The organism is Ihuprevotella massiliensis (assembly GCA_900095835.1).
Lineage (GTDB): Bacteria > Bacteroidota > Bacteroidia > Bacteroidales > Bacteroidaceae > Alloprevotella > Alloprevotella massiliensis.
On the sequence record LT608321.1, the window covers coordinates 2,414,765 to 2,426,611 of the forward strand.

The window sequence follows — 11,847 nt, forward strand, 5'->3', positions numbered from 1 at the left end:
TCATCAGGAGCTAACACTGGAAACGTTGCTAGTCGTCCATCGCTCAAACGAAGCGACAGCAGTTCCTCTTCGGGAAGATAAGTAACACGTCTATCATAAGAGCAATGCACTCCATGACCAAGCCAACCTCTATACTGAGAGTCAGAGTACCAACTTCGCTCCCATGATAAAGGAAGCATCGAAGGAAATCCAAAGTCATTCCCTTCATAAATGACAGAGCCATTGATGAGGTTTACAGGTTCAAACCCCTTTTTACACAGCCAATCACTCAGCTTGTTTGGTCCAAAGAGCTTTCGAAGAGCTTTATTAGACTTCTTCAGTGCTGATGTGCTAGCTTTCTTCCCTGCTTTCTTCATTGCCTTGAGCAATGCAGGAGCAAAGCTCAAGAAAGTACTAAAGCCTACACTTGTGGCTAATCCCATCAATGCTCCTCCCCAATCCGGAACATACGGTCCTCCCAATAAGACGGGCTTGCCCGCTGGGATAGGGAGAGGTAGAGAAAATGCCGTCGGGGCAAAGAGTGTGGGAGTAAACTTAAACTTCTTCTTGGCAATCTTGCCTGAACCTGACAAGGGTAACCCCACATCATTACAGGTCATCGTCATATAGGCCTTTGGGCTTAGCCTTGTCCCTTCGGCAAAGACCGTCTCCGAGGCGAAGAAGTTCATACTCTCATGCCCTATAAGCGGAGCCATCACAAATGGTCCAATCAAAGGGATATGTTGTAGTGTTGCTAAAACACCGCTCGTATCGGAAACCCCTCGTTTAACTCCATTGATATGCACACTGCTACCGATGAAAGGCAAATAATCAAAAGGATCTATGACCATCCCTATATAAGGATGGAACATATTCCCCGAGGCGGATAGATGTAGGTCTATCCCCAAAACAGGTGTCCAATGATTATTTACTGGTAGCATAGGCTAACTTTTCAATGAGGGGTATGTTGGGATTCCTGGAAATGCTTCATCGCCTCCTTTGGACTAGCATCCCAATGCACACCATAAAGTTCTATCATTCGTGAGCGGATCGTGTCGCGTTGTTTAGAGTTTAATCCTTGTTCTTTATCAAGGTAAGCACTGACTATAAAAGAGATATTGATACTCTTCAGTTCTTCGTCCGAAAAAGCAATCACATAGGAGTAAGCCTCTTTGAGAATGGGAAAGTAGTCTCTCCGTTCTCGCTTTAGAGCAACGACCAATGCACTATTGTAGGCGTTCACAGCAAACGCTTTGTGTCCAACTTCTTTGGCTACAGCAACAGCATGCATAAATGAAGAGGTTGCATCGCCTAGATATTTGCTCATTGCGTAGCACGCTCCCTTATACATATGATATTGTATCAACAAATCAGAGAATTTGAAAGGATCATCTGCGGGACTTTCTACTTGAAGGTTGTCTAACCCCTTATCAAGTAACTCCTGAGTAAACTTTTCTTCTCCTTTTATTTGCATCATAAAGCCTGCTACAATGAGGTAAGAAGATATCCACATTGCCGTATCATTCATTGATTGACATAAGGGAATAAATCTCTGCTCAGCAAGTTGCTTCAGTCGGCCTTTATCCTGTTTTTGTGCAGCTTCTCCTAACTCAAATAACAGCATTCGATATTGAACTTCAGCATCACTACTTTCTCCTTGCGCTGCAAGTTCTTTATAAGCCTCATTCATTCGTTGATTAGGAAGAAGGAGCATACAGCCCTTCTTTCCTAAACCTTTCATTATCGGTTCATAGATAGACTCTTTTGATTCTTCCTCTATAAGGAGTATGGAAGCGAAAGTAGGCAAATTCTCTGCAAAATCCTGTAATGTCTCTTTGAGGATATCAATGGACTCGATGCGGTCTAGTAGGAGTACTTGAACAAGACGATTTCCTTCAATTCCTTCGAATCGCTTGAAGCTCGTAAGCATCCGTTGATAGAAGCTCCACAAAGTACTACTGCCTTTCTTAGAACAGAGTTTGAACTCTTCTTGGAATGAAGGAAACTCTGCCCAATTCCATTCTGGATGTTCTTGTTGCTCTCTTTGAAAAATATTTATCCATTCGGAGATGATTGCTTTGAGTAGTTGCTCTGTACTATTCAAACTAACTCTAAAGAGTAGGAATGTATCGTCCGAAAGACCATGTTCAGTAGGTTCTAAAGCTAAAAACCCTTCTATAAGGGGAGCATCTGAGGGCTCATAACGAAGTACAAATACTCGAACTTGAGGATATGCAGTACTCTGCTTCAACCAAAGTTCCTGAACTCTTTGCACTCGGACAGCTATCGGATTATGTAGATTGTTCATAGTGCAACTAATTCAAATTGAGTATAGTTCCCTTGACGTTAGTCATCACACGTCCATCAATTTCTACTGTACTTCCTTCAATCTTTAGAGACGTAGTGCTACTAGTGCCAACCCCCAAGGAAGGTGCGTCAATACCAACTTGAGTATCACCCAAAACTTGCATAGACGAAGCTCCTGATATTATACTATTCTCTCCTTGAAGACTAAGCTTAGCCTCACTTGAGATGCTAACCTTCTCCTTACCTTTAATCTCAATTTCTTTGGACTCAAAAGTAATCTTATCTGCTGACTGGATGGTGATTGTATTATCACCATTTAGGATGATGGTACTCCCTTTAGGATCTCTCAGTGTGATACTTCCTTTCTTGTCGTCAAGTGCTATGGTCGCACCACTTCTAGTGGTGAGGCTTTTGACATTATTGTCCACCCCGCCACCACCTGCGTTCTTACCATTGAAAAGGCTACCTTGCACATAGGGACGGTTGGGGTCATTGTAGTGGAAGCCTATCATAACTTGGTCACCCTTTTCAGGAATGAAGACAAAACCACGGTTGGAGGAAACCTTGCCGCTACTACCTGCATCGGGTGTCAGTACACGTATCCACGAAGTCTTCATTCCTTTGACCTGCCAGTTCATTCGCACCTCGACACGACCATGCCCTTGTGGATCTTCGTTGCTGATGACTGTTGCCATCTGAGGCTCTGCCACAGGAAGTGCAACGCCAGCCGTTGGTAGCGTATAAACAGAGGCTGGGATAGCTCTAAAGGAGGCTCGGTAGCGCCCTGGCTCATCCGCATAGTGTACTATCTCGGTGATGAAGTAGCTACCGAGGATTTCGTCCTTAAATTGATTGCCCTTGACCTGAACGCTACTCTTGATGGTGACTACGTTACCTACCATCAGTCCGAGGTAATCGGTGTCGGCTGTGATGCTATGCGAGTAGGCGGCATCGGCTTGTTGCTTCTTCTCCATATACTGCTGTAGCTCGTAATCGCTACCAACACGGATGTCAGAGTACTGATTACCAGGCGTGGAGAAGACCTTGATGGATTGTTCAAAGGCTTGATAGCCAAGTGGACCAAAGCCTTTAGGGGTATTTGGACTCTCGGCTCTAAAGGTTTGATCGTTTTCCGAGCGATGGGCATAGCTCGAAGAAGCCTTTGCCGAGGCTTGTATGCCTATATTTAAGTGGTCAAGATCTTGCTGATAGATGAGCGTAATATCCTTAGGAAGCACAGGCTTACCAAAGACGAGCTCCTCTCCGTTGAAGTAGAACCACTCGTAATGTTGTTGTGCTAGACGCTGTAAGAAGCGGAAGTTGCTCTCTCCATACTGGCACTCATATTCAAGAGGTTTGGTACGATCGGGGCTGATTTTAGCTGCAACCTTAGCTTCGCTCGTTAGCTCTGAGACGATATCCTTGAGCGTAGACTTATTCCACGAGGCAAAATGAGGTTCTGTTTCCAGAAGATAGGTGTAGGAATAGCCCGAGACATTAAGGAAAGTCGCTCCGGTGTCTTTGTAGAGACTGACTTTGGTGATGATGCCTCGGAAAGTACGCTCACCAAAGATAATTCCAGTGAGCTGACCGAGCCATTGGGTGGTCTTATCCAAGGTGTATGCCCCAGCAGACTCTCCAACCTCATAGTCCAAGAGAATCTGAAAGCGGTGATGCTCATTGATACGCTGTTCAAGACGCAAGGACTTGAATGAATGCAGGGGATTACCTGCTATCACCACTTTAATGATGGGTTCAGGAAGATTTTCGTGCATAAACCTTTTGTGTAGTTGAGCGTATTTAGATTTTTTTGCTGCCGTTAGGAAGACAAGAACAAACTTATCTCCCTAACGGTGGCATAGGAGAAATGGCTTAAGCTTTTGGCCAGCGGTTGTCGTGTTCGGCAGCACCCAATGTGATGTTCTCAGCCGAGAAGGTCAGAGTGATGGTCATAGGCACGTCATTGTTCACGTCCAATGTTTCCTTGTAGTGAACGATGTAGGCGTTTTTGAACTCCACCTCCTTCATCTTGGCATCTTCATCAGTCTTCTTGTAGACGATCTTGCCTTCGATGGGCTTGAACTGGCTGTTGAGCATCGCCTCAATCGTTGAGGTGTCTTCTGTAGACTCAATGGTGACAACGACACGCCCTCCAGTGATGCTGGAAGAGGGCTTACCCTTACTGTCGGTTGAGCGAGCAAACTCAACATTGGAATAGAGGACATCGAACTCTTTGCCCCCAAGCTCTAGTGATGCACGGAATGATCCCATACTGAACTTTATTTAATAGTTAATACTAATATCGACAAGAGGCTCGCTCTGCTATAGGGATGATCCTTAAAAGCAAAAAGAGACCTCCAGACCAATATATGTGTCTGAAAATCTCCGCTCATTAGCATCAGCTCTGTAAAGACCTATCGGCTAAGGGAAGAGGAGAAAAACAAACCTTGGTCTTATCTATGAACAAAGGTAGGTACTTATTCTCACTCTACCAAATATTTAGCCCGATATTTCACGCCTTATCCCGAAAAAAGAACAAACGTCTCCTTTTAGGGCTTATCTTTCTTACGTTCAGTACGCATCTGACTGTAATAGAGAAGTCCACTGATAACTAACAAAAGCACCCAAGTAAGTGCCAAAAGGTAGCCCTGTAACACTTGTCTCTCTTGTACTTGGGTTAGGCTTTCTTGTATGGACTCCAAACTTACCGCATGAGAAAAAGATGCTGTCTCCAAAGAGAGTGCAGAAGAACATATCTCCCAACATAATCCACCAAGAACAACCCCCATGAGGAAGACTGCAAGAGCTTGGAGAATGTGATAAGACCTAACAGAAAACTTCGTATCTAGTTTCTCTTGATGTGACTTCTCTACGTCATCGTATTTTGTCCCTTGATCAAGTATTCTCACTTTCTGTGCTTCCTGTTCTCGCTCTTTAAGTCGTATCTGCTCCTCCTTACTGAGCTGATATTTCCCGAGATAGAGCTTCACTCGTTGTTCTTCAACAAGCTCGGTAAGCATGGTCGTCACTTCTCTTTCACTTACTTCTGCAAAGGGGAGTGACCAGTAAACCTCACTGGCATTGATCCACAGCGGATGCTCTAAACTCTTTGCATAGAGGACGGCAAGAATAGCCTCCTCTAGGGTTCTCTTTGTGATACGCATGAGGCTAAGGGAGGAGTATTTGAGGGATGAAATAATAGTTTGCTCCACCTTGATGAACTATTTCTAGCTTTCCATCTCGATAGGTAGCCTCTAGGTCTTTACGCTTAGCGAGCAGCTTGTGGTAGCCAGCATTCAGCTCTGATAGCTGGGGTATCTTAAGGCAAAGTTCCCTAGGTTCAAGCGTGAAGAAAAGCTCCTTGGATGGGCGTACTCCTGTGCAGAGTTCAAAGAGATGAGAAAGCTTGTAGTGCTTCGGGAGCAATTGCTGAGCGAGGGCTTGCTTAAGGCGGTGGGCTTCCTCCTTATAAATACGCCTTAAATAAGACAGTTCTTCTTTCCTGAGACTATCGGTAAACTCAGGCAGCAGACGCTCGTAGTTCTGCAGCAAGCTTTGCACTTCCTCCTCCTTTAGGAGGTAGCCACTTTGCAGGTTTTTGCTTACAGAGTCGGACAGCCAAAGCGACGTATAGTAGGTGTCGCTTGCTGCATTACGATCGATTCCACTTAGTGGTGTCTTCATAAGGCTATCTCTTGCGTGTAGCTTCGCAAGCACAGGATTAGGCTTACTTCTTAAGATACCTAGTTTGGTCTCATACTTGCCGAGACTCTCTAGGAGAAGTTTGCTCCTAGCATCAAACTGACGCTGTAGGGTATCCAAGCAGATCTCTACCGGTCTTCCCGAGAGTATACTTCCTGCGCTGGGATAAGCGATACCTCCCATGACCAAACTACTTTCAGGGGCATCAAGAAGATAGACCTTTTCCTCACTTCCATAGTCGCCAAAGAGGTAGGGGCGTTTCAAACCTGCATCGACTAAGTAGCCCGATACATATTTATCATAGGCTATAATGTAGCTATTGAGTAGCTCCTTAGCATTGAGCAAGAAATCCTGCCCATCATCACTTGCTTCTCCGCTAGTTTGTAAAAAGACAGGAATGATGGATCGTCGTGCCAATCCTTGGATTTGCTGATTGCTCAAGTTCAGCGCTTGCTTACTTCCAAAGATAAAGAGTAGGTTGCCTGCAAAATTATCATTGGGGATAGCCTTCATCAGCTCATCCATCGCAGCGGAAAATCCTCCTGTGCAAGTCTGTACCTTTGCTCCTTTCCCCGAGAGCAAAAAGTCTAGCCAAGAGGCCATATCTGTGCTTGGCGCAAGATGCCTAATACCTTGCGAACCGATAATGCTTGCTGAGAAGAGACACTGCTTATATTTGGGGGCTATGAGGGCAAGTCGCTGAAAAGAACTGAGCAAAGGGCGAAGACGTGACCAGTCGCTCTCGAAGAAGACCACATGGCAGGAGAAACGTTGACTTCCTCTTCGTATCCGTGCTACATCTTGCATGCTAATCTCTCCTCCCTCGATGTTGAGGAAGCAATTGGAGGCTTTGTCCCATACCGAAAGAGGAAAGACAAGATCAGAAAAACCTTCGCTTAGTTGCAGTATACCTTGAAGGCTATCGGTAACAAGCTTATCCCGACACCCTCTATCTCGTAAGAATATCGTATTGGTATTGAGATTCTCTTGCTTGATGGTTAAAGTGTCTAGTTGGTCAGCATATAAAGCAGATACTCCTTCTACACCTATCAAACTAAGGTTATCCCCTTCTTGAAAGCGATAGACTACTCCTTGTCCCACCTCGGCAAGCATACCAGAGGGAATCCAGCCTAAGACCTTGCGCTTGCTATCCTGCAAGCTAGAGCAGTCACTGATAAGAATACTCTTTCCTGATGCATCCTGCTTATAGGCATAGACCAGCTGTCCTATCGTGAGCGCAGTCTTCTTTTGACGCTCTTTGAGGTAGGGGTCACTATAGACTTGCAAGCTATCTCCCCTTAGATAAGATTTCAGCTCATAGAGCTGTGCAAGTTTACTGATGCCTACAGCATAGCGCAACGGACGAAGCGTTTCGGGGCTGACATAGCTATGGTTATAGACCAGTAAGTTTTTCTTGCTTACCCAACCTAGATAGTTAACTTCTTTGATATCTTTGAAATGCTTCTTACTCCCATAGAGGAAGCTCCATAGACCACTAGGTTTACCTATGATCTTAGCATTTGCCTCAACAAGCTCCGAATAGCCTCTCTTCTCACGAAGAACGAAGCAAGCGGAACCTAGAGGAGGTTCACTGAGGACTAGCCCTCCAAAAGCATGTTCATAGCCCTTAACACCCGATTGAGCGATATAGACAACTTTAGGAGAAGAACTTCTCTTGGGTAAGTGATATACCACGCGCCCTGAAACATAGTTATAGCGTTCTCTCCCCTGTAACTTAATAGAGCTATAGGTACTAACTTGCCCCTTCCCGACCTGGCTGAAACAAAGGAGCAGTAGAATGAGGAAGGAGATATAAGCTCGTCGCGTGGAGCATAGGGAAAATAGAGATGTGGCTGTATTCATTGCTCTGCCGTTGTTTGAGTGACCTGCAAAGTAGTTACACAGTGAAGCTGGTCTAGCTTAACTCCAGTAATTTGCACTCTTCGCTTAGGGCTACTTTCTAAGAAGTGGAGTCCTTGACAATAGCCGAGGAAGTCGTTGTACTTATCGCCATTTACAACTACCGCAACTTCACCAGCTGGCGTACAGAAGTAAGTGGAGCGAATATAGTTCACCTGCTCTCTATAGCGAGGTTTATCACGCACTGAAGTATTGGCGATAATTTGCAGACGACGACGGATGTCCTCCTCAGCAAGACTCAAAGAGTCCACAGCTATAACTTCTTCCACCTTCTCAAATCGAGGAAGGATTTTAATCTTATGTTCTATAGGATACTTGGTGGTATTGGTGCTTAGACGGATAGTATAGTTGCCTGGCTTTTCGTAGGTATAGTTCACTTGTCGCTCGTAAGCATCTACCCCTCCCGTCTCGCCAAACTCCCAAAACCAAGTATCTGCGCCTTGCCCCACTGCCGAGAAAGTGAGTTCTTCATCTTGGTAGGCTTCACTCACTCCACTGATACGTGGCACGGAATCAATGGCTGTTATCTCTCCTGCTTTTACCACTTGAATGTAGCGACTAGAGAGCAAACGTCCATCCAAACGCAGGGTCACAAGGTACTTACCTGCTTCCTTATATTGATAATGCGCTATGGGGTTACTATGCAGTGTGTCACCATTGCCCAACTCCCAGAGAAGGTCTTTGCCTCGAACAAGACTACTATCACTAACGACAAAGGCGAGTTCTTCTCCTACCTCGTAGTGGAAGTTACTATTCTCATCACGAATACCAAAGTCTACACTTCCCTTTACGGAGCGAGAGGGAAGCCACAAGAGTACGGCTATTCCTGTAAGTACAAGAATAGCCAGTACTAAGGCTATTATCTTTTGTCTTTCGGTCATAGGATTATAGGTTGGCTTTGCAATCCTCAAGATTGGTCTTAATCATCTGATTGCCAGCCTTAGTGTTAGAGGTCTCTTCCTTAATATCAAAATAACTACGGATAGCACGAAAGGCTTGAATACCGAAGAGGTACTTCGAGGTGTTGTCGTGCTGACGATAGCTATCTTGTAGCGTGCTAATCTCGCTTTTGACTTCATCGAGGCGTTGTACCTGCTGGATGTCAAAGTTAAGGGAGTCAATCTCACCTTTAAGTTTGCTCAACTGTCCTGCGCTCGTTTCTTGCTCTTTGAAGATTTGATTGGCTTCATGGATACTCTGTATCAGACGCTCACTCTCGACTACTGGGACATGTAGCACGTACTTACTCAGGAGCGTAACCAAGCTTACCGAGCAAAAGAAGAGCAGTAGCCCAAAGCGCACATGCGTCCATAGACGCTCATCTCTAGTTTTTTCCATTCTTACTCTTGCTTAATTCTTGATACTTCTTGCGACATTTCTCCAGCTGATCCATATTGTAGAGTCTATCCCTACGTACGGCATCCAGCTCGTCTAGCTCTCCTTGAGTGGCTTTGACGACCTCTAGGATTTCAGCATAAATCACATAGGGCTTACGCTCCTCTTCATTCATCATTGAGAGCTCTTCCTCCATCAGCATGCGGTTTTGTGTGATACGCTTCTGCATATACTTGTACTCGCTACTGGTTCGAAACTTTGTTCTCAGACTATGCAGGTCCTTGAAGAGCTCTTCCAGCTGGAAGTTCATCTCCGCTTGCTTCTGAAGTACTCTATCATAAGCCGAGGCTTTCTGCTCCAAGAGAGCAACGCCTCGCTGTGCCGTCAGGAGCGTGAAAGCTCCTGCGCTCCCAATGCCCACAAGGAGCACGAGGAAGCTCAATATAAAGAGCTGGAGCATACGTCTGCGCTCTGGCTTGTTCTTCAGCGCCTTTTGTTTCTTTTGTTCATTCTCCCCTGGGGATTGTCCCTCAAGAGGAGCTTGCTGTTTCTGTTCGTCTTCCATCGCTTGCTTAGTCTAGTATCTTCCAAAAACTACGCTCCTTACTGCGTGGTGAATCTTCTTCCTCGCTGATGATGATGTTCTCACGTACCACACCGATGTATTCAAGTTCGCTCATCTTCTCCAAGATAACGAGTACTTGCTCAAGCAAGTGTTCGGAGGCTTCTATACCCTCGAATATATTCAGGTGGCTATAGCGGAAAGCAAGCATCTTGTTGAGCGTACTCTCTAGGAGGGAAGGGCTCACATCCGTCCAAGAGTAGATGTACTGCAGGATATGCTCATATTCTTTACCCGAGAGCTTTCGTAGACTGCTGGACATCGCACGAGCCAGCACATTGAAGGCTTGTATGTAGTAGACTGGAGATTGATGCAAGAAGACAGTTTCAAAGTCAAAGAACTTATTGTCCAAGAAACTTTGTACCGCTTCGCAGATGGAGAGCAAGCTTAGACAGAGCGGACTCCTTCTCCCATCGGCATTGTTCTTACTGTAAATCCGAGCTATACTGGACTCAAGGCGACGAAGTCTTCCGAGAGTCTGCTCTAGTAGTTGAGAGAGACGTTTGTCTGAAGAAATACGTTGCACAGGAGGTATGAAGTGCATGTCAAGGACAAAAACACCTCGCTCCACTATTCCCTTGGCAACCACAACATGCTCTTCGCTAAGGTAACTTTCATTTGCTCCTGAGACAGGAATAATAGATAGGCTTACCTTGGGAAGAACATAAGGATGATGCAAGGGAACTTCTTGCGGATTGGGAACACCTATTGGGAGCAGCTCCTCATCATCAACACTGACAACAACGTAGTAGGCTTGAGACTTTTCATCCCCAAAGGATGACGTACTGAGTGTACACTCGACAAGATGGCTTCCATAGAGTTCTTGCTCATAGAACAGGCTTATCCCAGATTGAGTCAGTGCATTGCAATGCTTTAGTCTTAGGGTAACGGCTTCGGGATTTGTACCAATGGTCTCAATAGAGACGGCGTCGGTGTGTGGAGCTAGCGCGCAACCAAGTCCATAGTTATAGGCTGTGAGTTGTAGTGCACGCAACTCTTGATGTGTTGCCACCTCATAGAGGTGAGTCTCCACGAAATGACGCTCCGTGAGCTTAGTGCCATTTACCCAATTGATGGGGAGGTATTTATTCTTCTTCATACTGACGTTCATTGACTACGATAACTCGCTTGATATAGATGGTTTGGTTCTTTCGTATGTTGTTAGCAACTCGGTTGAGCTTAGGATTGAGTACACGGATAAAGAGCGGATAACTAATCCATCTTGAGGTATAGAATATCCATCCTGCATCAACCTCTTCCTCTCCCACTACGATGGACTGCTCAGGAGAGCGCTTGTTCTGGTCCTCAACCAGCCAGTTGAACCAATCCCCAAGGCTAATTTCATCTTGCAGACGAACGACGAAAGAAGAGTATTCCTTATCTCCCAGCTTTCGCTTGAGCTTAACACGCACAGCAATCGTCTTATAGCTATCTACGGTATCCCAGTAGTTACGATTAAAGGTGCTATTTCCTGTATACCATAGTTCGTACATAGGAGGAGGCACGAGGTGAAAGCGACTGAGGCTAAACTCTGTGAGGAAAGGAATGAGAAACCAGAGGGACTGCATCATGGCAATATGCCCATAGGGCAAGCCCCCAAACTTCGTAAAAAGGAGGTAGTGTATCCATGCTCCTAGGATTGTAGACGCAATAAGGATGCAAGCTTGTCCGAAAGGCTTATCGGAAACACCGAGCGACTTTCCCACGCCTCCCTTCATCGTCAGCAGGGCAAGTAGACCTAAAATGAAGTAAGTTCCCACAGAGATGAAGATACCACCCCACACGTACTCATCCTGCAAGACGGATAAGAAACCAGGCGTGCCAAGTAGTAAACCTGCTATAAGAATGTAGAGCAGCGCATACTTCATGCTGAGTTGCTCCTTGAGCCCTTTAAGACTCCCCATCACCAGGAGCAGGATGATGATGAGCAAGGGAGCTAAGAGGTAGCTCTGAAAGAAAGTTATCAGTAGTTCCATGTTACA

The 11,847-nt window shown here is 45.5% G+C and carries 11 protein-coding genes; all 11 read right to left on the reverse strand.

The window, feature by feature from the left end; all coding sequences use genetic code 11:
• Positions 1–851 (reverse strand): DUF6531 domain-containing protein (locus BQ2633_RS11520; RefSeq protein WP_346048566.1); only part of this gene is annotated, 851 nt, incomplete at its 3' end.
• A gap of 80 nt (positions 852–931) precedes the next feature.
• Positions 932–2,287 carry a hypothetical protein gene (locus BQ2633_RS09680; RefSeq protein WP_075566749.1) on the reverse strand — a complete coding sequence of 452 codons (1,356 nt, stop codon included), beginning with the start codon at positions 2,285–2,287 and terminating at the stop codon, positions 932–934.
• Positions 2,288–2,294: 7 nt separating this feature from the next.
• A complete protein-coding gene (locus BQ2633_RS09685; RefSeq protein WP_075566750.1) occupies positions 2,295–4,061 on the reverse strand; it encodes a type VI secretion system Vgr family protein in 1,767 nt (588 codons plus the stop codon).
• A gap of 97 nt (positions 4,062–4,158) precedes the next feature.
• Complete coding sequence (gene tssD / locus BQ2633_RS09690) at positions 4,159–4,557, reverse strand: type VI secretion system tube protein TssD (RefSeq protein WP_075566752.1); 399 nt, start codon at positions 4,555–4,557, stop codon at positions 4,159–4,161.
• A gap of 278 nt (positions 4,558–4,835) precedes the next feature.
• Complete coding sequence (locus tag BQ2633_RS09695; protein WP_075566754.1) at positions 4,836–5,450, reverse strand: DUF5457 domain-containing protein; 615 nt, start codon at positions 5,448–5,450, stop codon at positions 4,836–4,838.
• Between the two features lie 4 nt (positions 5,451–5,454).
• Positions 5,455–7,851, reverse strand: coding sequence for a type VI secretion system protein TssR domain-containing protein (gene tssR / locus BQ2633_RS09700; RefSeq protein WP_075566756.1), 2,397 nt, complete (start codon positions 7,849–7,851; stop codon positions 5,455–5,457).
• The gene (locus BQ2633_RS09705) at positions 7,848–8,789 is read right to left on the reverse strand and encodes a PKD domain-containing protein (RefSeq protein WP_075566758.1); all 942 of its coding nucleotides are present in this window, start codon (positions 8,787–8,789) and stop codon (positions 7,848–7,850) included. Before BQ2633_RS09705 ends, tssR begins: the two co-directional genes overlap by 4 nt.
• A gap of 4 nt (positions 8,790–8,793) precedes the next feature.
• Complete coding sequence (tssO, locus tag BQ2633_RS09710; protein ID WP_075566760.1) at positions 8,794–9,246, reverse strand: type VI secretion system TssO; 453 nt, start codon at positions 9,244–9,246, stop codon at positions 8,794–8,796.
• Positions 9,233–9,808: a type VI secretion system TssO gene (locus BQ2633_RS09715; protein ID WP_176720124.1), complete on the reverse strand. Its 576-nt coding sequence runs from the start codon at positions 9,806–9,808 to the stop codon at positions 9,233–9,235. The genes tssO and BQ2633_RS09715 overlap by 14 nt, the downstream gene beginning before the upstream one ends.
• A 7-nt stretch (positions 9,809–9,815) precedes the next feature.
• Positions 9,816–10,964: a hypothetical protein gene (locus BQ2633_RS09720; protein ID WP_083234027.1), complete on the reverse strand. Its 1,149-nt coding sequence runs from the start codon at positions 10,962–10,964 to the stop codon at positions 9,816–9,818.
• Positions 10,951–11,841, reverse strand: coding sequence for a TssN family type VI secretion system protein (locus BQ2633_RS09725; protein ID WP_075566764.1), 891 nt, complete (start codon positions 11,839–11,841; stop codon positions 10,951–10,953). The genes BQ2633_RS09720 and BQ2633_RS09725 overlap by 14 nt, the downstream gene beginning before the upstream one ends.
• Between the last annotated feature and the right edge of the window lie 6 nt (positions 11,842–11,847).